The following is a 24,605-nucleotide window of genomic DNA, read 5'->3' as shown; positions in this document are numbered from 1 at the left end:
TCAATATGATGTTAATTATTTTGTCATAATTCGATAATCGCTTTTTACAAAAAGGATATGAAAGAAAATGACTAAGGAAGGGGAGAGGAATTGTTCAAAATAACAGAAAGTGCATATAAAATATTGCATCATGCAGTACTCAAAGAGAGCAAGGGTGGAGAAAAGCTATATGTCAGACTGACGATGGGAATCGGCTGAGGAGGACCTCAGCTTCGGGTTGCTCTGGAAGAGCAGCCATTAAAGAATGATCAGATTTTTACATTTGAAGAGGTTCCTATCTTGATTCATGAAGGTGATTCAGTTTATTTCATTGATACAAAACTGGATTATGTAAAAGATGTTTTTGGTACGGGAAAGTTCAAATTGCTAAAAGTGTAAGCAATATATGCAAAAAAAATGCGGTTCTATCCGGAATCGCATTTTTCTAATATCTAATTTTGTGAGGGTGTAATTTTTAGTCTTTTTTCAAATAGGGAAAATCCAAAATTCAGTGAATAGCTTAACAAATCAGATTACCATTCCATGATCTCCAGGAAATCGAGTAGTTCATCTATATTCTTTATCTTGATCGCAGAAGGATGATTTTTTTCATTGTCAGGATTTTCAGTAAGAAATTCTACAATAAAATCATCAGGCGTCGTTACATCAGCGGTTGTGGTTGTAAACACAAAACTTTCAGCCTGCTTAATAACTTCTTCCATTACAATCCGCCTTCTTTCCCTTGTTCTTACCTACATTTTATCAGTCATAGGAAGAAATGAACGATTTTCAATATGACAATTTTTCGAATTATCGGAAGTCCGGCAAATTAAACAGCAGGAAGCGAAAATTTGAATATCGTTTTAAAGGGTTGAGTGGTTACACTCAATTCGCCCCCGTGATTGTCGATTATTTGCTTGCTGATTGCCAATCCCATCCCTGTGCCCCCTGTTTTTGTAGTGTAAAATGGAGAGAAAATCTTCTTTAGGGAGTATTCATCAATTCCGCCGCCGTTATCGATCACACTTACGGCAACTAAATCCCTATCTTTACTAACCATTAATTTTATAGAAGCCCTTGGATTATGATTTCCTTCAACAGCCTCGATTGCATTTTTCAACAAATTGACCAAGACCTGTTTAATCGCATTTTTATCTGCCAATACATACAACTCTTTACCGGGAAATTCACCACTGATTTCGATATCTTTCAAAATCGCCTCGCTTGAGAATAGTTTGATCATACTTGCTGCCAACTCGTTTATAGACAGCTTCCTTTTCTCAGAAGAGCCAGGTTTTAAAACAGAAAGATAATCAGTTAGTAAGCTGTTGGCTCGGTTAATTTCATCAAGAGCTACGTCTGCGAACTCCTGCTTGCCAACAGCCTGAAGTTCCGGCTTCAGCAGCTGGATAAAACCCTTTAGTGTTGTCAGCGGGTTTCTAATTTCATGGGCTAACCCGGCTGCCAAATGGCTTGCTGAAATCGCTTGAAAATCACTTGTGGCAGTTTGAATGGCCTTTTGCAGGATCATTAATGTCTGCTCTTTTTCAATAATTTCCTGTTCAAGTTTTAAATTTTTGCTTTCGAGATCTGCTTTTTTTGCATCTAAATCATTCATTGTCAACTCCTCCTTAGATATATCGACTTTATGAGGCAAGAAATATTTTTTGCTTGTTGGGTCAGCTTGGGATACCGACTGTTGTCTTTCCATTTCAGCGCTGAATTGAAAGGGTTTAGAGCATGCTATTGCTATGATTTCGTTCACTTCTTTTTCCGGTGTGTTTGGGACTTGATTAGTTTGAAGTATAATAGTTTCGGGTAATTTCATCAGGAATTCACGTCCTTTAAATTGGGCAGTTTAAATTCGATTTCTTTCGAATGTATATGACATAATCATCTATATTATACCAGCAAAAACGCTCTATTTTTTATAAAGAACAAAAAATATTTTATATAGAACTAGCAAAAGGAGCTGTGAAATGGATAAAGCCATTCAGTTTTTTAGAGAATTTCTTAATGACAGAGAAGAAAAAATTCTGAACAATATATTGGATTCAATTGATGGAAATCAGCCAGAAGCATTTATCAAGTTAACCAACCAACCCAAAATTAAGTTATATAAAGAGCAAATCAGAGAATTAATCCATTTGCTAGAAAGTCAATTAATCGGGGAATCAGACGACGAAAAGGTCAAGGATTGGGGTAAAAGGATGAGTGAAGATAAAGTGCGTTTGGGTCTCTCTCTCAGTGAATCCATTCAGCATTTTAATAGTATCCGCGGTGTATTGTGGGAGGAACTCTCGGTAATGGCCGAAAAAAGTGAAAATCTTAGTACAGAAGAAAGTTTGAGGTTGGGTAATCTTATAAATGAGTTCATTGACGGGCAGATAATCATTTTCACCAACTCCTACACTGGACAGGCCAATAAACGTCTGCGGGCGCAGCAGGAGGTTATTGATGAGCTGAGCACACCTGTTATATCGATTGTGGACGGAGTAGCCGTCCTGCCGATCATCGGTGATATAGATACACACAGAGCAAGGATCCTGATGGAACACACGCTTAGAGAAACGAAGGATAATGAAGTAGATTGTCTGATAATAGATCTGTCAGGCGTATTCATAGTGGATACAATGGTTGCCCAGGAATTATTTAAAATAATTGACAGTCTTAAATTGACCGGAGTAGACGTGAACCTGACCGGGATGAGACCGGAACTGGCTCATTCAGTGGTTACTCTAGGCATCAATTTTGATAATGTAAAAATGTATAACAATCTTGGACAGGCATTGAAAGACTTTGGAATCGTCCGAAAATAAAAAGCCGGCAAACCTATTTAAATGGTTTGCCGGCTTGTTTTTTATTTTCTAAAGCTTTAAAGCCACTTGATTTTCGGCTCTGTTTTGTTGCGGATTCTTTCAAGGTTAGCGCGATGCCTGTAAATGACGAAGCTGGCCAGGACAGCGACAACCAGTATCAATGGAAGGTCCTGTGTAAACAGCGAGTAAATGAACGCGGCTATACCGGTCAGGATCGATGATAGGGAAACATACTTTGTTATGTACAAGCTGATGAAAAAGATAATGAGCATGAATAAGAATAATACCGGTATGTATGCCAGTAAAACACCACCTGAAGTAGCGACCGCTTTACCTCCTCTGAATCCGGCGAAAACAGGGTACATGTGGCCAATTACAGCAAAAACCCCCACTAAAAGCATATGGAGATCAGCATTCAGCAGCAAAGGCAGACTTGCCGCCAGGGTCCCTTTCAAGACGTCAGCAATACTTACTGCTAAACCAGCTTTCACTCCCAGCGTCCTGAAGGTATTTGTACCGCCTAAGTTCCCGCTCCCATGTTCACGGATGTCTTTGCCATAGAACACTTTTCCGATAATGAGGCCAGAAGGTATTGATCCCAGCAAGTAAGCTAGAATAATGATGATTGCGTTTAATGCCATGAAATATTCTCCTTTTAAGATTTTAAGGTTCTTTTATTTTACCATGTTCTCTTAAAAACTCCATGCAAATCTTGAACAAAAACTGACTTGTTCCTTAATGGCTGAAGTTTCCTGCTGGCTAAGTTTATAAATTGCTGAATAAGTGAATAAGTAAGTATATCAACGATATTAAGGAGCCCTTCTAAATGAGGATCGGGAAAAATCCAGCTAATAGGAAACCATTATTGTTCCTAATCATCCTTGCAATAATACTTGGGATAACCGCTGTCTACCAAACGAACAAAGAGCTCCCCGAAGGCCTATCATATGAAGGGGAAGTCCACCACGTCAAGGATGTCCGCTTTTTATCTGATTTAACCTACAAGGGGATGGACGGTGAAAAAAAATACGAGCATGAAATATTCGATACCATCATTAAAAGGATTGAAGAAGCGGAAGAGTTCATCGTCCTGGATATGTTTTTATTCAATGGGTATTACAAGGAGGATATGGGTTATCCGGAGATAAGCGAATCTATCAGTGATAAACTTATTGCCCAGAAAAAAAAGAATAAAGACCTTAAGGTTGTGTTTATAACTGATGAAATTAATTTGACCTATGGATCCCATAAATCCGGTGTGTTAAAAAAACTTCGGGAAAATGATATAAAAATTGTTTTCACCAATCTGGATCCATTAAGGGATTCCAATCCAATATATACTGCTTTTTGGCGGGTGTTTCTCCAGTGGTTTGGCCAATCGGGGGAAGGATGGATTCCAAACCCGATGGCAAAGAATGCACCTGACGTAACGCTCCGCTCCTATCTTGAACTGCTGAACCTAAAGGCTAATCACAGGAAAGTGTTCGTCACTGAAAAGACAGCGATCGTTGCATCCGCGAACCCGCATGATGCAAGCGGCTTCCACTCCAACATAGCCTTTGAAACGAGCGGAAATATAATAGGAGACATCCTGGAGTCCGAGCAGGCTGTAATCAATTTCTCAGGAGGCGGCGACCTCCCTGATTACAAACCTGTAAAAGATAAAGGGGATATTAAGGTCCAGATTTTAACGGAAGGGAAAATCCTCAAGCATCTCCTGAACGAGTTGAAAAATACGGGAAAAGGCGATCATATTTGGATAGGTATGTTCTACCTTGCCGAGAGGAAAGTCATCGACGAGATGGACAAGGCCGCCGATCGGGGAGCGAAAATCAATATTATACTTGATCCTAATACCAATGCATTTGGCAACCAGAAATCAGGTTTGCCCAACATTCCGGTATCAGAAGAAATAATGGAATTTGGCAGCGAAAATATCAAGATTAAATGGTACAATGCTGGCCAGGAGCAATATCATACTAAATTGATTTATTTTGACCGAGGAAATAACAGTGTGATACTCGGAGGGTCCGCCAACTTTACACGACGGAATCTCGATGATTTAAATCTTGAAACCAACATTAAGGTTACAGCGGACTCTGACAGTCAAGTCATCAAAGATATTGACCAGTATTTCAATAGAATCTGGAATAACGAACGGGCAAAGTATACACTGGATTATGAAGAAAATAAGGACAAGATGACGCCATTTAAATATATAATCTATTGGATTCAAAGAATATTATGGTTTACTAGCTATTAACATAAAGGGCACCCCATGTGGATGCCCTTTTTTATGTTGGCTCTTTTCTCAAACTTTGTTGCTATTGACTACAAAATAAGATTGAATGACCTATGTTTCTTCAAAAAATTAAAGCTAATGATGAGAAAAGAACTTGCACACTTAATTCGTACTACAAAATGGCTTTTGATCACGCAATCTTTACGAAAACAGCCTTTACTAAAAAAATTCATTCTCATTTACAGTAACCTTAAGTACGATATGATTAAAGGCGAAGGAAAATGGACTTCAATTATAGAATCAGGATAAATACCTGAGTGGAATATCAGAATATCTGAACTATAATCTATTACAGCAAGAAGATGGAGATTTTAGGATGAAGACAATATTATCAGCCATACAGTGGATGGCGTTTATCATTGCTGGTTCAATCGTTGCACCAATTGCGATCGCTGATTTATTCCAATTGAATGATTTAGAGACGACCGGACTGGTTCAAAGGACGATGTTTGTATTAGGCATTTCGAGTCTGCTGCAGGCCTTGTTCGGACATCGTATGCCAATTAATGAGGGTCCTGCGGGACTATGGTGGGGTGTTTTTACCATATATGCAGGATTGAGTACGACACTTTTTTCATCCAGAATTGAAACCTTGCAGGCTTTAGAAGGAGCCATGATCATCAGCGGTATTGTATTCTTCCTATTAAGTTTATTCAAACTTATCGATAGACTGGCAGTGTTATTCACACCTGTAGTCAGCGGGATATACTTACTATTGCTTGTCATTCAGCTCAGCGGATCCTTCCTGAATGGAATGGCAGGACTAGATGGCGGAAATACTGAAGTCAGCCTTCCGATTGCGTTCTTCAGCTTAATTCTGTTTGGGATTACATTCTATCTGACAAGGCATCATATGAAGTGGGTCAGTCGGTATGCCATTTTAATCAGCCTGGCCGCTGGCTGGGCGCTTTTTGAAATTTTTGACCTGGGAAAAGCAAACGAACGATACGATGGAGCAGCAATCGCACTTCCGGAAGTTTTCGCATTCGGGAAGCCTGTTTTCGATTCCGGTTTAATTGTGACTTCTATTTTTATAACGTTCCTGTTGATTACCAATATGTTAGCTAGCATAAGGGTTACCGGACAAGTTTTAAAAGATATGGGGTCAGACATTAAGGATTTCCGGTACCGGGCCAGCGGTTATACAGCAGGAATCAATCAGCTGCTTGGAGGAGTGTTCTCGGCGATTGGGTCTGTTCCAATCTCTGGAGCAGCAGGATTTATTTCTGCTACCGGTATCACAAGAACCCTGCCTTTTATCATAAGTTCATTGTTGATCGTCCTTGCCAGTATGCTGCCTCATGTGATGTATTTATTCGCGGCGCTTCCAGCTCCCGTCGGTTACTCCGTTACTTTTGTTATATTTGTAAATATGACCGGGATCGCATTCTCGGAATTTGATCGTGAGAACGATAAACAAAAGATAAGGGTCGTTATTGGAACCTCCCTTCTGGCCGGAGTAGGGGCAATGTTCATTCCGGACGAGGCTTTCCGCAATATTCCGCCTGTCCTTGTTTCAATTCTTAATAATGGTTTAATCCTAGGCACGTTGATTGCTGTTGCCGTGGATCAATTCACACTTCACAAGAAAAGGCTGTTTTCGCATTGAATGCAGCTTTTCGTATAAAACTTCCCTGCCGCTCCATATCATTAGAAATCCGTAGCCGATTTTAACTTTTATTAGAGAAAGCAACAAAGTTTACGAAAAGAGCCTAAGAAAAAGAGAATGGGATTCTTAGGCAAGTTGATTTGAGACTGCAGAATAGTACGATAAAATAAATGTTAGGGTCAAATTAATCCTTAGGAGTGATATAATATGGCAATTAAAAATCCAAGCCGCGAAGAAATAGGCCAAATCCTTAAGAAGGCAAAAAGGATTGCAGTTGTCGGATTGAGCGATAATCCGCAGCGGACTTCCTATATGGTGTCACAGGCAATGCAGGCAGCAGGCTTTGAAATCATCCCTGTCAATCCTACTGTTGACGAGGTTCTTGGCGTGAAAGCTGTTAAAACACTTAAAGAAATCGACGGGCATGTAGATATTGTCAATGTGTTCCGCCGTTCGGAATACTTGATGGAGGTTGCGAAAGAATTTGCCGAAATCGATGCTGAGATATTCTGGGCACAGCTTGGTCTAGAGAACGAAGAGGCCTATAACTTCCTAAAAGAAAAAGGGTATACCGTGATCATGGACAGGTGCATCAAGGTAGAACACGCTTTAACGAAATAACATGCGCGTGAGGACTTATGTTCTCACGCTTTACTTTTGTTTCGGCAAATTATCAGCCATAATAAAAGACAGTATAGCTTTCGCAAGGCGGGGATTTTGACATGGAGTTTTTAAACAAAGAGCTGGCTCAAGAAATTGTAGACAGGACAATGGGGATCATCGGGAAAAATATCAATATAATGGATAACCGGGGCGTGATTATTGGATCAGGCGACCCAAACCGCATAGATGACGTCCATGAGGGCGCAGTCATCGTAATCAAACAAGGAACTGGTTTTGAAATAACCGAAGAGGAGGCTAAAAGGCTCCATGGAGTGCGCCCTGGAATAAACCTACCCATCTTTTTTGATAGCAAAATCATGGGTGTTATTGGTATAACTGGCTCCCCGGATGAAATAAGAAGTTACGGAGAACTTGTTCGCATCGCTGCTGAGCTAAGTCTTCAGCAAGCGGTTTTGATGAATGAGATCCAATGGGATGAAAGGCTGAAGGAGGAGCTTGTCAGCCAAATCATCCATTCTGAAGGCAAACATGACTCGCTCTTTCTTGAAAGAGCTATGCGTCTGGGTATTGATATTGAATTAGCGAGGACAGCTATCGTCATCATGACTCCTGACAGAAAGAAAACATTTGGCTATTTAAAAAACCGACTGCAAAAAGATGATTTATTATTGATGCAGCACGATAGGATCGTTGTTTTAAAAGTGGTTCCTCGCAACGACATAGATCTATTCATAAGAACCATAACAGAAACATGGCTTAATGGTTTAAGAAAGAATGATAATATACAGGTGAAAATCGGGGTTGGTCAATACCGTGAAGGATTGTCAGGGGTAAAAGCGTCCTACTGGCAGGCAGTCCTCACACTGAATTCAGGGTTGAAATTGAGCTCCCAGCATGACATTTACTTTTATGAGGATTATTACCTCCCTGTATTTCTTTTAAGTGCTGCTAAAAAAGGGCTGACGGAAGATTTGCAGCCGTTTTATGAAAATTTGAAAGAAAAGGATGTAAAGGGTGAGCTGACTGAATCTTTAAGAGCACTTATCGAAACAAACGGCGACATGAATAAGGCTTCACAGAAACTATTTGTTCACAGGAACACGCTTCGATACCGTCTTGATAAAATCACAGAAATAACAGGTAAGGACCCACGCAAAACGACTGACCTGCTTCACCTGTATTTGTCGTTTCTTAATAATGAGCTGGAATGAATTGTGCAATTGCACAAAAGATCTGTTCTATTACAGGTCTTTTTTTGATGGTTTGACTAATGTAATAAGAATAGACAGCGCTTACAATTGGGTTACGAAAAAGTTTAGAGGAGGAATCACCGTGGATATTCAAGTAAGCGCTTTCGGCGCTATTGTAGCACTAGTAGTAGCTATTTTCCTTATTTTAAAGAAAGTTTCACCAGCATATGGAATGATCGCCGGTGCTCTGATCGGTGGCCTTGTAGGCGGAGTTGATGTCACGAACACAGTTGCCCTGATGATGGAAGGGGCGAAGGGGATTATACCTGCAGTATTAAGAATTCTGGCTGCCGGTGTGCTTGCAGGCGTCCTGATCGAATCAGGTGCTGCTGCCGTAATCGCTGAAACAATTGTTAAGAAGGTCGGGGAGACACGAGCGTTGCTTGCCCTGGCCATCGCGACAATGATTTTGACTACTGTTGGGGTATTCGTTGATGTTGCAGTTATCACTGTTGCGCCAATCGCATTGGCAATCGCCAATAAAGCAGGTATTTCCAAAACAGCTATCCTGCTTGCGATGATTGGCGGCGGTAAGGCTGGGAATATTATGTCACCGAATCCGAATGCAATAGCTGCAGCGGATGCGTTCCAAATCCCATTGACATCTGTGATGGCTGCTGGAATCATTCCAGCTGTTTTCGGATTGACCGTTACGTATATTTTAGCAAAGAAGCTAGTTAATAAAGGTGCTATGGTTACAGCTCAAGAAAGTGAAACAACCGTTAAAGGGATACTTCCGGCAGTTGTCCCAGCGATTGTCGCACCATTAGTAACAATCATTCTGCTTGCACTAAGACCTTTGTTTGATATTAACATCGATCCTATGATCGCCCTGCCAGCAGGGGGGATCGCCGGAGCACTTGCAATGGGCCGAATCAGGCATATCAATGACTATGCGGTTGCAGGTCTCGGTAAAATGTCTGGTGTAGCTATTATGCTCCTTGGTACAGGTACACTTGCGGGAATCATCGCTAATTCAGGGTTAAAGGACGTTTTGATTAACAGCCTGGATGCACTTGGTCTTCCAGCATTCGTCCTAGCTCCAGTATCCGGTATTTTCATGTCCGCTGCTACTGCTTCGACAACTGCGGGAACAGCAGTTGCTTCCCAGGTATTCGGAACAACCATTTTGGAAATGGGTGTCACTGCTTTAGCCGGTGCTGCCATGGTTCACGCTGGCGCCACCGTACTTGACCACCTGCCACACGGAAGCTTTTTCCACGCAACAGGCGGAAGTGTCAACATGGAGATTAAAGAGCGTCTAAAATTGATTCCTTACGAAACAGCAGTCGGTTTAACTCTTGCGATCGTATCGACGCTAATCTTTGGTATCTTCAAGTTTTTCGGATAAATAAAAAGCGGTCTGGATTTTTTCTAAGTCCGGACCTTTCATTTCAATGGATTGATACTCGGGTATACTATGAGAGGAGAAACGAGCATGAAAATTGTAATTGCACCAGATTCTTTTAAAGAGAGCCTTACAGCGCTTGAAGCAGCTACAGCGATCGAAAATGGAATGAAAAACATCCTTCCTGAAGCAAATTTCGTAAAAGTACCGATGGCAGACGGAGGCGAAGGAACTGTTCAATCCCTTGTTGATGCCACTGGCGGGAAAATAATCACGAAAACAGTAACAGGGCCGCTCGGTACTCCGGTTGATGCCTTTTTTGGTATATCCGGCGACGAAAAGACCGCGGTCATAGAGATGGCCGCGGCCTCAGGACTCCATCTTGTACCTCCCGGAGAACGAAACCCGCTGGTTACTACCACTCGGGGAACAGGCGAATTGATTGCTGCGGCTCTGGATCATGGTGTTGAACATATCATCATTGGAATCGGCGGGAGTGCCACTAATGATGGAGGTGCCGGCATGGCAAGAGCCCTAGGGATCATGCTTCTGGATTCCGGTGGAAATGAAATTGGCGAGGGTGGAGGAGCTTTAGATTCTCTTGCCTCAGTTAACATGGATGGAATAGATAAACGGCTGGAAACAGTAATGATTGATGTTGCCTGCGATGTAGATAATCCGTTAACAGGCTTAAGAGGCGCCTCGCATATATTCGGACCGCAAAAAGGAGCAATCCCTGAAATGGTTGAAGTATTGGACAACAACCTCCGCCATTTCGCTGAAATTATCCTTACAGACCTTGGCAAGGATATCGAACATGTTTCCGGCGCCGGAGCAGCAGGGGGACTTGGTGGCGGGTTGATGGCATTCCTGTCAGCCGAGTTAAAAAGAGGAGTGGACATTGTACTTGAAGCTGCCAATCTAGAAACCCACTTACTAGATGCCGATTTTGTCATTACTGGTGAGGGCAAGATTGATGGACAGACAATTTTCGGGAAAACTCCTATTGGCGTTGCCAAGACAGCGAAACGACATAATGTACCTGTCATTGCCATCGCAGGGAATGTAGCCTCGGACAGTCAGGTTGTCCACGAGCATGGGATCGACGCTGTGTTCAGCATAGTACCAGGTGTCATTACTTTGGATGACGCATTTAAAAACGCTCACACATATGTCGAAAGAATTGCAGCAAATATTGCATCCGTAATCAAACTAAGCAAATAAACGATTAATAAAAAAACATGAAAAAACCGCGTGCAGCAAAATCAGCATCGCGGTTTTTATGTTTAAAAAGGTTGGTAATAGAATAAATATAATTAAAACTAATGTAAAAAATAAAAAAGCACCCTTAAGGTGGTTTTAGGTATTAGATATTTGTAATAGAGATATGTACATAGTAAAATGAAAGTTGGCAGTATTTAGGTAAAGTGTTACATGCATGAAGATTCTAACATAACAATAACACAAAATGAAGAGGCAGTCAAGTATAAGAGCTTTGAGTTTGGGAGTGATTTTTTGTGGAAGAAAAGCAGCTTAAAGATTTAGAAATGGAACAGGAACGTGTCGATTCAATCATTGAGGAAATTGATAAAAAAGCAGAAAAATGGAATGAAAGTTCAAGTGATGTAGGCTCAGATGCTCTTCAAATCAGAAAAACCTTCTGGGAGGATGTTACGGTTAACTTTGATGAAGCTGATGACGTAGCGGAAACCTTCACGAGCATCAAGCAGCAGGCCGCTCTTTTATCAGAACGTGAGCGAACACAATCACAAATGATCAAGCAGCTGCAAACATTATCCCGCCTAAGGTTTTCTCCTTACTTCGGCAGAGTGGATTTTAAAGAAGATGGGGAAAACGAAACTGATAGAATTTACTTAGGGATTGCAACTCTTATGGATGAAAAGGAAGAAAATTTCCTGATTTATGACTGGAGAGCGCCAATTTCGGGTCTTTATTACGACTACTCCCCCGGTCCGGCACAATATAAAACAGAAACAGATATAATTGAAGGATCAATGGAGATAAAACGCCAGTTCGTTATTAAAGGCGGCAAAATTAAAGCAATGTTTGAAACCGGGGTAACAATTGGTGATGAAATGCTTCAGGAAGTCCTGGGCAACAATGCCGATTCCCAGATGAAAACCATTGTGGCTACCATCCAGAAGGAACAAAACCAAATCATCCGCAATGACTCCAGCAGCCTTGTGGTCGTACAGGGTGTGGCCGGAAGCGGCAAAACTTCTGCAGCCATGCAGCGTGTCGCTTATTTACTATACAAGTACAGGAATATCATTACATCAGAAAATATCATGTTATTCTCACCAAATCCACTTTTCAATAGCTATGTTGCAACGGTTTTGCCCGAGCTTGGCGAGGAAAATATGCAGCAGGCCACCTTCCAGGAATATCTTTCAACTCGTTTTAGCTCAGACTATCAACTGGAAGATTCTTTTGAGCAGATGGAGTTTCTGCTTGAAGCAGAAAAAAATGAAAGTTATTTAGACAGGATTGAAAGCATCCGTTTTAAGGCGAGTTTGGAATTTAAAGAATTATTGGATCAGTACGCCGCGAAACTTGCCAGGGAGACTCTTGTTTTTAAGAGTTTAGGGTTAAATAAACGGTCGATCATATCAAAGAAGGACATAGCGGCTTACTATGACTCACTCGACAGCAATATTTCAATTCCAAATAGAGTTCAGCTTGTGAAGGAATGGCTGTTAAAGGAACTAAAGAAAAAAGCAAAAGCAGAATTGTCCCAGGAATGGGTTGAAAAAGAGATTCAATTCCTTGAAAAGGAAGATTATCTGGAGGCCTTCAAACAAAGTCAGCAAAAACAGGGAGGAGCTGATGATACCTTCCATGATTATGATCGTGAGCAGCAGTGGCTATCGGAAATGGTAGTTAAAAGACGTTTTAAGCCATTGTTCAATGCGGTTAGAAGATTAAAATTCATTAATATCAGAGCCGTTTACATGAATTTCTTCAAGGATGATCAGCTAAAAACTGACTCAATGCCTAAAAATTGGACTGTGTCTTGTGAACAAGCCATAAGTAACTTGGAAAACAGATATATAGCATATGAGGACGCGACTCCTTTTCTGTACCTTCAAGACTTGATTGAAGGAAGGAAATCGAATACTTCGATACGCCACGTATTCATTGATGAAGCCCAGGATTATACCCCTTTCCAATTTGCCTATATTAAAATGCTGTTTCCATACAGCAAGATGACTTTGCTAGGGGATATTAACCAGGCAATTTACTCGGGACCAACAGGCGCCCCCACTATTCTTGCGGAATCAGCCCTTGAATTTGGGGAAAAGGAACTTTACAGGCTTACGAAGACATACCGGTCAACGAAACAAATTGTAGAGTTTACCTGCCAATTGATCGAGGGAGGAGATTTGATTGAGCCTTTCAATCGAACAGGACCAAAGCCGGTTATCGTTCAAAGCCGTGAAGACAGCGATCATATTTTGATGACAAATGAAATTATTTCCGATTTGCAGAAAACAGGACATAAAAATATCGCGGTTATTTGCAAAACTGCCAGAGAAAGCAAAGCAGCTTTCGAGGAAGTCAAAAAAGCGTATAATGCGAGATTGATCGAAAAAGGGACATTGACGTTTGAAAATGGTGTCAATGTTGTACCGACATACCTGGCTAAAGGGATTGAATTCGACGCGGTGATCATTTACGATTCATCGTCCTACACAAGAGCTGAAGAAAGGAAATTGTTATATACCGCCTGCACAAGGGCAATGCATGAGCTGTATGTCCTTTCTAAAGGAAGGCTTAGTCCGCTTCTTGAACAGGTTGATGAACAACTATATAATCTCGTCTGACAGCAACAAGCCGCCAAAAATCAATGGCGGCTTGTTGTTTTACAGATTAAGCATTATCTGAGCCAGTCAAATAACGACTTCTCCTGTTTGCGAAGGCTTGGCTTTTCTCTGCCTGCTTCCTGCAGTGCTGAATTAACATCAATTAAGCCATTTCCATAGTTACTATCTTTCCCTTGCTCCCCCAGATCGATCGCGGAATTCTTTATGATCCTAATCACTTGAGAACTGCTTAAGTCAGGGTTGGCAGATTTAATTAAAGCAGCAAGGCCAGCGACATGCGGTGCGGCCATTGAGGTCCCGGAAAGGGCAGCATATTGCTGGTTAAAATACGTGCTGGGAATATACACACCCGGAGCGGCAATATCAATATAATCCCCGAAGTTTGAAAAGCTTGCTCTGTTCCCATTATAGTCTACTGCAGAAACACTCAATACTTCAGGATATGCAGAAGGGTAGGTCGGCTGGTCTGAACCATCATTGCCAGCTGCAGAAACCATGACCACATTTTTCTTATAGGCATAACGTACAGATTCTTCGAGAACCCTTGAAGGCTGGTAATTGCCAAGGCTAAGATTGATGACATCGGCACCATGGTCGACCGCCCAGACGATCCCTTTTGCGATATCGAAGGTTGTGCCATAGCCTTTTGCGCCCATTGCTTTTATCGGCATGATTTTGCTGAACCATGTCATGCCCGCCACACCTTCGTTATTGTCCGTTTCCGAAGCAATGATTCCCGCTACATGGGTTCCATGCCCGTTGTCATCATCCGGTTCAGATTTTTCATCAATCACGTTATAGCCTTTAACAAGGCGGTTCCTTAAATCGGGATGGTCCAAATCAACACCTGTATCGACAATCGCTATTTCAATATCTTCATTTCCGCGGGTTACCTTCCATCCTTGCTCAGTACCTATGACTGGCAAATTCCATTGATAATTTTCCTGGTAGAGCAGGTCATTGGGACCGTTCACTTCATTTTGCATCAAGATAAAATTGGGTTCAGCATATTCTATATTTTTTCTCTGATTAAAGTAATCGATCATTTCCGGCGTTTCCATCACCGTTGACCTGAAAATATAAATTGAGTTTAGATGCTTGATGACCCAGCCTTTAATATCGCGTGTAATTTGGTCTAATTCCTCAACACTGGGTTCGTTAACAAAGTCAACTGTGGCTTCATGGTCATAATAATGGCTTGTATCCTTTTTATTATGAAAAATTAGTGTGACTTCTTCTTGAGTGTCAAGTTGATGCTTGATTTCCTCACCTATCTTCACGTTATTAACCTTTGCCATAGACCGTGTCAACATACTTTGCTGTCCCGAGGAATGGGTTCGTGCTCCATGTCCTGTTTGATCATCATCACTCCTGAACACCCCGCCTGCAGTAAGGGCGAGAAGAAGGATGAATGACGATCCAAGAATGAACACCTTCGCTCTTCTCATAAATAAAAGGCCTCCGTAAAATGTATTTGTTCTTATGTTGCAGTACAATTGAAAAATTAACGGCGGAAATCTCTGGGAGTTTAAATGGCCGGTGAAAGTGGAAGGGTGAAAGAGGTTTACTTCTCTATGGAATCGAATTTAACAGCAAAAAAATGACATGAAAGCTTCACATAAGTCCCCAAATAACCGATTTTTTATGACAAAATTCCAATTAATTCTTGAAATCCGTTTGCCAAATCCCAATTAATCGCTACAATTAAGCATAGACGCCATTCTTATGGTAAAATAACTAAGAGAACAATTGTTCTGATTCTGAAAAAGGAGATAAGAACCTTACTACTTTTTCAATGGCTCTTTTCGTAAACGTGTTGTTTTACAAGCTAAAGAAAACGGGTTTATGGGTTTGTATGAGTCTAATGTCTTTCTTCATTTTAGAAACCAAGAATACAGTTTCGAAGCTAAAATACGCGCTGGAATAGACATTTTCTACGAAAAGCAACTATCAATACGAAAAAGCCTTATAAAAAAAGACGAATACTTAACGAATTCATTGACACTATACATAAAAACCGTCAATGTTGATTGCTAGAAATGAAAGGGGTATGTTTGTGGCAAGAAATCAGCAAGCTTTTGATTATAATGATGATGCCATACAGGTGCTTGAAGGCCTTGAAGCGGTACGCAAAAGGCCGGGTATGTATATCGGCAGCACGGATACACGGGGACTTCATCACCTCGTTTACGAAATCGTTGATAACTCTGTAGACGAAGCACTTGGCGGCTACGGTAATCAAATCATCGTCAAAATCCATAAAGATAATTCCATCAGTGTCCAGGATAAAGGCCGAGGCATGCCAACGGGGATGCATAAGCTAGGCAAACCAACTCCAGAGGTCATCCTTACTGTCCTGCACGCAGGCGGAAAGTTTGGTCAGGGTGGATATAAAACGAGCGGCGGCCTTCATGGTGTAGGTGCATCCGTTGTAAATGCATTATCAGAATGGCTGGTTGTAACCATCAAGCGTGATGGTTTCATCTATGAGCAGCGTTTTGAAAATGGCGGAAAACCAGTGACAACCCTTGAAAAGATCGGAAAAACCAACCAATCAGGAACGACAATCCACTTTAAGCCTGACCCGGAAATTTTCTCTACGTTAACTTATAACTATGATACCCTCTCTGAACGTCTTAGAGAGTCTGCCTTTTTGTTAAAAGGACTTAAAATAGAGTTAATCGATGAGCGTAATGATGCTAAGGATGTTTTTCATTATGAGACTGGAATACAGGCATTCGTAGAATATTTGAACGAAGAAAAAGATGTGATGCATCCAGTTGTCAGTTTTGAAGGTGAGTACAGCAAAATAGAAGTTGAGTTTGCCTTCCAATTTAACGATGGGTACTCTGAGAATGTGCTCTCATTCGTCAACAATGTCCGGACAAAAGATGGCGGTACACATGAAGCAGGTGCCAAAACGGCGATGACGAGGGTATTCAATGAGTATGCCCGCAAGGTTGGGTTGCTTAAGGAGAAGGACAAGAACCTTGAAGGCGCTGACATTCGGGAAGGGTTGGCGGGCATTGTTTCCGTGCGCATTCCTGAAGAGCTGCTGCAATTTGAAGGCCAGACAAAGGGGAAACTGGGAACAAGTGAAGCCAGATCCGCGGTTGATTCTGTCGTTTCTGAACACTTATCATATTTCCTTGAGGAAAATCCTGATTTCAGTACATTACTGATTCGAAAGTCCATCAAAGCTTATCAGGCGCGTGAAGCTGCCCGAAAAGCGCGCGAGGATGCAAGAAGCGGGAAGAAGAGAAAGAGATCAGATGCGGTGTTGTCTGGCAAACTGACGCCAGCACAATCCAAGAACCCTGCGAAAAATGAACTTTACCTGGTAGAGGGTGATTCCGCTGGTGGTTCTGCCAAACAAGGCCGCGACAGGAAATTCCAGGCTGTGCTTCCATTGCGGGGTAAAGTAATTAATACCGAAAAAGCAAAACTTCAGGACATCTTCAAAAATGAAGAAATCAATACGATTATCCATGCCATTGGTGCCGGAGTAGGTTCTGACTTCAATGTAGAAGACATCAACTATGACAAAATAGTCATCATGACGGATGCCGATACCGACGGTGCCCATATCCAGGTGCTGTTGCTGACATTCTTTTACCGATATATGAAGCCGCTGATTGAAGCCGGTAAGGTATTCATTGCCCTGCCGCCGCTATATAAAGTCAGCAAGGGAACAGGCAAAAAAGAAGTCATCGAATATGCCTGGAGCGACGAAGAGCTGAAGGACGCGATGAAGAAGGTCGGTAAAGGCTATATTATCCAGCGTTATAAGGGTCTCGGGGAAATGAACGCCGATCAGCTCTGGGAAACCACGATGGATCCTGAGACAAGGACATTGATCCGGGTTAGAATTGACGATGCAGCTAGAGCGGAGCGAAGAGTGACAACCCTTATGGGGGATAAGGTGGAACCACGCAGGAAGTGGATAGAATCCAATGTAGCGTTCGGCCTGGAGGAAGATGGAAACATCCTTGAAAATGAAAATATCTCAGTTACAGAGGAGGTTGCTGGCGAATGAGTTCAGTTGAAAAATTTCGTGACCTCCCATTAGAAGATGTATTAGGCGACCGTTTCGGCCGTTATAGTAAATATATTATCCAGGAACGTGCACTTCCTGATGCGAGGGACGGGCTCAAACCTGTTCAACGCAGGATTTTGTATGCTATGCACGTGGAAGGAAACACAAGTGAGAAAGGCTTCCGGAAATCAGCCAAGACAGTCGGTAACGTAATTGGTAACTACCATCCGCACGGTGATTCCTCTGTATATGAAGCCATGGTCCGTATGAGCCAGGATTGGAAAGTGCGGAACTATCTTGTCGAAATGCATGGTAACAACGGAAGCATAGACGGTGACCCTCCAGCTGCGATGCGTTATACAGAAGCAAGATTGTCTGCCATTGCGGGTGAACTGTTAAGGGATATCGAGAAAAGAACAGTCGAATTCATCCCGAACTTTGATGACACATCAAGTGAGCCTACGGTACTCCCTGCGATGTTCCCAAACTTGCTAGTCAATGGTTCTACCGGGATATCCGCCGGTTATGCGACAGATATTCCTCCTCATAACCTGGCGGAAGTGATTGATGGGGTCATCATGAGGATGGACAATCCTGCGTGCACTGTGGAAGATTTGATGAAAGTCATTAAAGCTCCGGATTTCCCCACAGGAGGAATCATCCAGGGTGTTGAGGGAATCACTAAAGCCTATAAAACCGGTAAAGGAAAGGTCATCGTTCGCGGTAAAGCCGAAATCGAAGACATCCGCGGCGGCAAACAGCAGATTGTCATCACAGAAATTCCTTATGAAATCAATAAAGCCAATCTAGTCAAACGGATTGATGAATTCCGGCTTGACCGTAAAGTGGAAGGCATTTCGGAAGTGCGTGATGAAACCGACCGCACAGGGCTCCGTGTCGTAATTGAGCTGAAAAAAGAAGCTGATGCAAATGGTGTTTTGAATTACCTGTATAAGAACAGCGATTTGCAGATTACCTATAATTTCAATATGGTTGCCATCAACAAGAAAAGACCTGTATTGATGGGACTTGCCGAATTGATTGATGCTTATATTGACCACCAGAAGGATGTTGTGACAAAGCGTTCCCAATATGACCTTCAAAAAGCTCGTGACCGAGAGCATATCGTTGAAGGGCTTATGAAAGCTTTATCTATCCTCGACCAGGTGATCGCAACAATCCGTGCTTCAAAGGATAAGCGTGACGCCAAAGATAATTTGATTAAGAAATTTGAATTCACTGAAGTACAGGCTGAAGCAATTGTATCCTTGCAATTATACCGCCTGACGAATACCGATATTACTGCCCTTCAAGCCGAGGCAGAGGAGCTTGCCAAGAAAGTAGAGGAGCTTACCGCGATACTCGGCAGTGAGAAAAAGCTATTATCTGTCATCAAAAAGGAACTGAAGGATGTCAAAAAGCGGTTCTCTGATGAGCGCAGAACAAAAATCGAGGAAGAGATTGAGGAAATCAAGATTAACCTTGAAGTACTGATTGCAAGCGAGGATGTCATCGTTACTGTGACGAAGGATGGATACGTTAAACGAACCAGCCAAAGATCATATGCCGCCTCCAATGGGCAGGATTTTGCGATGAAGGACACGGATAGGCTTTTATCACAGTTGAATATGAATACAAAGGATGTCCTGCTGTTGTTCACAAATAAAGGCAGCTACCTATACTTGCCTGTCCATGAACTTCCTGACATCCGCTGGAAAGACCTTGGCCAGCATGTTGCAAACCTTGTGCCGTTAGACCGGGATGAAGAAATCATAAAGGCTGTCCCTGTCACGGATTTCGAACAGAATTCTTTCTTTGTATTTGTGACCAGGAATGGCATGGTAAAGAAATCTGAATTAAACCTTTATAAAGCCCAGCGTTACTCCAAGCCGCTAACCGCAATCAATGTAAAAGGTGACGACCGTGTCATCGATGTACATGTAACCAATGGTGAGAAGGATTTATTCCTTGCATCACATCTCGGTTATGGTCTGTGGTTCAGCGAAGAAGAAATTAGTCCAATTGGAGTCAGGGCAGCTGGAGTAAAGGGGATGAACCTGAAGGATGGGGATTATGTTGTCGGCGGGAAAACTATTGACAACAATCGCAGCCATTCCATCGTCATAGCTACGCAGCGTGGTGCCGTTAAAAAAATGAAGATGTCTGAGTTCGAGAAGACTTCCAGGGCTAAACGCGGTGTTGTCATGCTGCGTGAATTGAAAGCAAACCCTCACCGTATTATTGGTGTGGAGGCAGTCCAGGACGATGAAGAATTATTCTTCCAGTCAGAAAAACAGCAAATTGTTTCAGTGAAAGCTACAGAATTAAGGTTCAGCGATCGATATACAAATGGATCCTTCCTTGTGGATGATAGTGAAACTGGAAAGCTTACAGGTATCTGGAAAAGTGAGAATGAACAAGCAAAAGGCTCGCAATAATACCAGTTCCAACAAAAAACACAGTGTATTTGCTGTGTTTTTTGTTTTTAATCCAATAATCAGGGTAATAGGTAGGTAGCTTCCTGTCTTTCGGAGGCAAATCTGATAATGGGAGTGAAGTACCATTGTAAAGCGATTACAATTTTGGTACATTAAAAACTATACTAAAATATCTTTGTCTAATACATAATAAAGGAGTTTTTTATGGAGATTTTCAACAACATTATATCCGAATTAAACAATTATATGTGGAGCTATGTATTAATTGCTGTACTGGTTGTATTGGGTACATATTTTACGTTCAGAACCAGATTTGTTCAATTCAAATACTTCCCTGAAATGATCAAGGTACTTAAAGATCCAGCCACTGTATCTTCTGAAGGGAAACGGGGCAGGTCATCATTTCAGGCATTTACAGTCAGCTTAGCTTCAAGGGTTGGTACAGGGAACCTGGCTGGAGTTGCGACAGCCATCTCTGCCGGAGGGCCAGGAGCCGTCTTTTGGATGTGGATCATTGCGTTAATAGGAGCAGCATCAAGCTTTATCGAAAGTACTCTAGCCCAAATTTATAAGGTTAAAGATAAAGACGAGGCAGAATATCGCGGCGGTCCAGCTTATTATATGGAACGAGGGTTAAATAAGAGATGGCTGGGTATCTTATTTGCTATAATTATTGTCTTTACTTTTGGCTTGGTGTTTAGTTCTGTACAATCCAACACCATTTCCCTTGCCTTTGACCAGGCGTTTGGATTCGATCGCTTTTGGATGGGAGTCATTTTGGCTGTTATGACTGCGGCGGTCATTTTTGGCGGAATTAAAAGGATCGCTTTTGTCTCTCAAATTATCGTGCCAATCATGGCAGTGTTATATTTAATCCTTGCATTGATCATTGTGATCATGAATTTCACAGAAATCCCTGCAATGCTCTCACTGATCGTCAAGAACGCATTCGGCCTGCAGGAAGTAGTAGGCGGTGGAATGGGAGCAGCGGTTATGATGGGAATCAAGAGAGGACTATTCTCCAACGAGGCCGGGATGGGAAGTGCACCAAATGCAGCTGCTACTGCGGCTGTAACCCATCCAGTAAAACAAGGCCTAATCCAAACATTAGGTGTATTTACGGATACTTTACTGATTTGTACGGCAACAGCCTTTATCATCATTATGTCGGGCGAATATACGAACCCTGATTTGGATGGAATACAGTTAACTCAAGCAGCTCTGACAGCTCATGTCGGTTCATGGGCACCAGCGTTCGTCGGCGGAGCTATTTTCCTTTTTGCATTCACCTCCATTATTGGAAATTACTATTATGGTGAAACGAATATTGAATTCATCAAGAAAAGCCCTACTGCTCTCTTTATTTACCGTCTTGCTGTTATAGGAATGGTTTTGTTCGGTTCAATTGCCGAGCTAGCCATCGTCTGGAATTTGGCAGATCTCTTCATGGGTATCATGGCATTGATCAATCTTATAGCCATAACCTTGCTAGCGAAGATTGCTATGGCAGCATTAAAGGATTACAGGGAACAGCGAAAACAAGGAAAAGATCCAGTTTTCTATGCTGATTCAATTGATGGTTTGACAGGAATAGAGTCCTGGGATTATCAAAAGGCTGTAGAGTCCAAAAATAAGTAATAGTAACTAACCCTTCTGATTCGGTCAGAGGGGTTTTTTATGCATTTTTTTACCATTTCTGGAGAAGATAACTTCAACGGGGTGATTTAAAATGAAAAGGGAACTATTAATCACGTTTGGCGCATTCTTTTTTATGTCGTTAACCGCCTTCACCGGCGTATACGCAGGGGAATCCAGTGAGAAAACGGTGACAATATCAGAGGGAAAAGTGGATGTTACGGGCGATGGGAAGAAAGATTTGATTTATGTGAAAGGCGTGCCTTATGAAGAAGGGGCTCAATATCTCAATAATATTTTCCTGAAAATCAGAGCCTCCAATGGAGAAATCTATAAGATCGATCTAGAGGGTGGCTACGATCCTGCTGCTATATATAAAGATTTGAATCACGATTCTGTAAAAGACATATTTATCAGTGTTCCTACGGGAGGAAGCGGAGGTCTTTCGAATTATTACTTATATAGTTTAAGGGATTTCCAAGTTACCAATCTCACTGTGCCAGAACCTTTGGCAGTCAGCAGTCAATTTGAGGATGGATACAAGGCTTCCATTACGATTGAGGAAACAGGCCAGTCGTACAGCTTTGACTTAAGCGACAGGAAAGATGATTATGAAAGGCTCGGGCTATATCAGGATGGAAAATTAAATGAACCGGCAGAACTAATGGTTCTTCCATTCGGATTATTAGAGACAGAGAAGGTCAAAAATGGCCTTTACGGATTAAAAGGGAGCCAGCGGATAAATGGAGCGTATAATGCTGATGGAATCGCCAATCTTGAATCTTCCTGGTTATATGAAAACGGAAAATGGGAATTATTAAGTGCTGAAGTCAAACCCCTGAAAGCTCAATAAAATAGGCGATTGTCACGTAATTCCCACAACTGGCATAAGCTATCGGAAAAGGATTCTTTTATCAGGAAGGAGCCTTCTGACGTGAGCAAATTCAAGCCAGAACGACTGAAAGTTACCTTTATTCCACCAGCAACTGCTTTTGTGCCTATAGACAGCAGGAAATATACTTTTACTCATTCTGACCTTACTGGAGAATTATTTCTTGCCATCGGGAATGTCTATGACTACCAGGCCATCAATTATGAAATGCGCGATGAAGTACTGGCCGACTGGGTGACACTCAACGGTGAATACTTACTGTATGGAAAGGTTTATATCAGCAACGGCGAATACGATTTGAATATGTCCAGAATCCGATACATGATTTTCAAGAAAGAATTGGATTTAGCATTGACTGCGATGATTTATGGAGATAGAAGCTTTTTCACATATTATCCATGGCTGCTTGATGCGCCAATTTACGTACAGTTTTCATCGATCTATCCAGAATTTAATCAAATCCGCTGCTATGGTACGCCTAGAACGTATCTTAACAAAGCGAATAAAGAAAGAACACCAGAAGCACAGGCATGAGACCTGTGCTTTTTTAAATACAGCATGCATGAACCGGAAAAGAAGGTACATAATAATATTATGTAAACTAAGGGAAATTGTTAAAGAGGATAGAGACAGTTAACAGTATGATTAATACCATAAATAAAGCGAATGGAAAACTTCTGGCGCGAAACGAGATATAAGAAGTTTTTTCTAATAAGACCCAGATGCAAACTGGAATGAACTGAAGCAATAGACTTGAACTAACCAAAAAAAATTTAATTAAATTAGAAGTCATTATTTTAAGCAGAAACAAATTAATATCATGAGAATCCAGGTGAATTTTCGATTGCGTCTCACTAGTTTAAGTATACTTAGTTAGTGAGACAATACTATAATGATTTTATGCAACTTCCTAGAATTTATGTTATGTAAACTAGTAAAATGATTTTTATAGAAACGGCCGAGCCAACCCTCCTCCCGTTTTTTCAATTGCAAACAACGACCAAATTATGAGTTATGCTCATGAACGTTAAGCCACCTGCACTCATCTACAAGTGATGGCTTAACGTTGTTTGGCTTTAATGCTTGATTAGTTTGATTCCGGTCACTGGCCTATGAACTTTTTACTTAATTAATTTTTTTCTCTGCCGTTTTTAGGTCGATTCCTTTTTACAGTTAGTATAAATGCGGCCCATTTCAATATAAATATAGCTGCAATAATAACAAGAAATGGCTTTTGTAACCAGTTATACTGCCCGAATCGAAAAAAGAACAGAAAGAAAGTGGTGTGCAATATAACCAACACGAACAGAGTGCCACTTTGTCTTTGAAGGTGCTCCCACCCTTTATCCCCTAATATCTTGACAGAGCGATTATTTGATACCAGGCTAAGCAAAAGCAGATAGAACAAGCTGACAAACCCAATTAGATTGGCAAGTGTAAAGCCAGGATCAAAATCAAGCTGGCCTGTTACCTGATTAACTCCGATAATTAATCTAATTGGCTCCCAGTAAAACCACCCTTTGAAAAGGATATAAAGATGAAATAATACCATTATTGCGCACCATATTCCCAGCTCTCTTCTCCAGGATAAAAAACGGTGAAAAACAGGATGAAATTTGCTTAGCGGACCCAGAATCATCGTAATAATCAGATATAATAAGGCCACATCCGCAAATGCTCTGTTCAAGGAATGCATTGTATTCCAGCCAGATCGGCTATAATAAAATATTAAACTCAATAAAAATGCCAGAAATGAAACAAATAAATGTTTCTTTATGTTTCCCATCCCATTCCCCTTCTTAAAAAAATTTAATGGTTATCCATCACT

Annotated in this window: 17 protein-coding genes; 13 read left to right on the top strand and 4 right to left on the bottom strand. The window is 41.5% G+C overall.

All coding sequences use genetic code 11. The features are described 5' to 3' along the window. Positions 1-512: 512 nt before the first annotated feature. Both J7E35_RS09135 and J7E35_RS09130 read right to left on the bottom strand, forming a co-directional pair. Complete coding sequence (locus J7E35_RS09135; RefSeq protein WP_214779054.1) at positions 513-701, bottom strand: hypothetical protein; 189 nt, start codon at positions 699-701, stop codon at positions 513-515. 107 nt (positions 702-808) lie between these two features. Further along, positions 809-1,807, bottom strand: coding sequence for an ATP-binding protein (locus tag J7E35_RS09130; protein ID WP_214779052.1), 999 nt, complete (start codon positions 1,805-1,807; stop codon positions 809-811). A 151-nt stretch (positions 1,808-1,958) separates the two neighbouring features. On the opposite strand from J7E35_RS09130, the gene J7E35_RS09125 reads away from it, so the two are divergent. Beyond that, positions 1,959-2,798: an STAS domain-containing protein gene (locus tag J7E35_RS09125; protein ID WP_214779050.1), complete on the top strand. Its 840-nt coding sequence runs from the start codon at positions 1,959-1,961 to the stop codon at positions 2,796-2,798. Between the two features lie 56 nt (positions 2,799-2,854). On the opposite strand, the gene plsY is transcribed toward J7E35_RS09125, so the two are convergent. After that, on the bottom strand, positions 2,855-3,439 hold the full coding sequence (gene plsY / locus J7E35_RS09120; RefSeq protein WP_214779048.1) for a glycerol-3-phosphate 1-O-acyltransferase PlsY: 585 nt from the start codon (positions 3,437-3,439) through the stop codon (positions 2,855-2,857). Between the two features lie 185 nt (positions 3,440-3,624). Here plsY and J7E35_RS09115 point away from each other — a divergent pair, with 185 nt between their 5' ends. The 7 genes from J7E35_RS09115 (at position 3,625) to helD (ending at position 13,776) form a co-directional block, all read left to right on the top strand. Next, entirely contained in the window at positions 3,625-5,061 is a 1,437-nt protein-coding gene (locus J7E35_RS09115) for a phospholipase D family protein (RefSeq protein ID WP_214779046.1), read from the top strand. 355 nt (positions 5,062-5,416) lie between these two features. Next, complete coding sequence (locus J7E35_RS09110; RefSeq protein WP_214779044.1) at positions 5,417-6,709, top strand: purine/pyrimidine permease; 1,293 nt, start codon at positions 5,417-5,419, stop codon at positions 6,707-6,709. Positions 6,710-6,916: 207 nt separating this feature from the next. After that, entirely contained in the window at positions 6,917-7,330 is a 414-nt protein-coding gene (locus J7E35_RS09105) for a CoA-binding protein (RefSeq protein ID WP_214779042.1), read from the top strand. Positions 7,331-7,431: 101 nt separating this feature from the next. Then, positions 7,432-8,544 carry a sugar diacid recognition domain-containing protein gene (locus J7E35_RS09100; protein WP_214779040.1) on the top strand — a complete coding sequence of 371 codons (1,113 nt, stop codon included), beginning with the start codon at positions 7,432-7,434 and terminating at the stop codon, positions 8,542-8,544. 121 nt (positions 8,545-8,665) lie between these two features. After that, positions 8,666-9,934 (top strand): GntP family permease, encoded by a 1,269-nt coding sequence (locus tag J7E35_RS09095; RefSeq protein ID WP_214779038.1) that lies wholly within the window; start codon positions 8,666-8,668, stop codon positions 9,932-9,934. An 87-nt stretch (positions 9,935-10,021) separates the two neighbouring features. Next, positions 10,022-11,155, top strand: coding sequence for a glycerate kinase (locus J7E35_RS09090; protein ID WP_214779036.1), 1,134 nt, complete (start codon positions 10,022-10,024; stop codon positions 11,153-11,155). 293 nt (positions 11,156-11,448) lie between these two features. Further along, positions 11,449-13,776 carry an RNA polymerase recycling motor HelD gene (gene helD / locus J7E35_RS09085; RefSeq protein ID WP_353049999.1) on the top strand — a complete coding sequence of 776 codons (2,328 nt, stop codon included), beginning with the start codon at positions 11,449-11,451 and terminating at the stop codon, positions 13,774-13,776. 53 nt (positions 13,777-13,829) lie between these two features. Here the strand turns inward: helD and J7E35_RS09080 are convergent, their stop codons facing one another. Then, positions 13,830-15,224: a S8 family peptidase gene (locus tag J7E35_RS09080; protein ID WP_214779035.1), complete on the bottom strand. Its 1,395-nt coding sequence runs from the start codon at positions 15,222-15,224 to the stop codon at positions 13,830-13,832. Between the two features lie 608 nt (positions 15,225-15,832). Here J7E35_RS09080 and parE point away from each other — a divergent pair. The 5 genes from parE to J7E35_RS09055 all read left to right on the top strand — a co-directional run bounded on the left by parE (position 15,833) and on the right by J7E35_RS09055 (position 23,311). Beyond that, positions 15,833-17,812, top strand: a complete 1,980-nt coding sequence (parE, locus tag J7E35_RS09075) for a DNA topoisomerase IV subunit B (protein WP_214779033.1) — start codon at positions 15,833-15,835, stop codon at positions 17,810-17,812. Continuing rightward, positions 17,809-20,250, top strand: a complete 2,442-nt coding sequence (gene parC, locus J7E35_RS09070; RefSeq protein ID WP_214779032.1) for a DNA topoisomerase IV subunit A — start codon at positions 17,809-17,811, stop codon at positions 20,248-20,250. The genes parE and parC overlap by 4 nt, the downstream gene beginning before the upstream one ends. Before the next feature lie 204 nt (positions 20,251-20,454). Continuing rightward, positions 20,455-21,888: an alanine/glycine:cation symporter family protein gene (locus J7E35_RS09065; protein WP_214779031.1), complete on the top strand. Its 1,434-nt coding sequence runs from the start codon at positions 20,455-20,457 to the stop codon at positions 21,886-21,888. 91 nt (positions 21,889-21,979) lie between these two features. After that, positions 21,980-22,738, top strand: coding sequence for a hypothetical protein (locus J7E35_RS09060; RefSeq protein WP_214779030.1), 759 nt, complete (start codon positions 21,980-21,982; stop codon positions 22,736-22,738). Between the two features lie 81 nt (positions 22,739-22,819). Then, on the top strand, positions 22,820-23,311 hold the full coding sequence (locus J7E35_RS09055) for a staygreen family protein (RefSeq protein ID WP_214779029.1): 492 nt from the start codon (positions 22,820-22,822) through the stop codon (positions 23,309-23,311). Positions 23,312-24,605 lie beyond the last annotated feature (1,294 nt).

The sequence above is a fragment of the Bacillus sp. ISL-45 genome, from assembly GCF_018613195.1.
In the GTDB taxonomy this organism is placed as follows: Bacteria; Bacillota; Bacilli; order Bacillales; family Cytobacillaceae; genus Mesobacillus.
The sequence above is the reverse complement of the archived record's forward strand: the minus strand, read 5'-3'. Positions and strand labels throughout refer to the sequence as shown.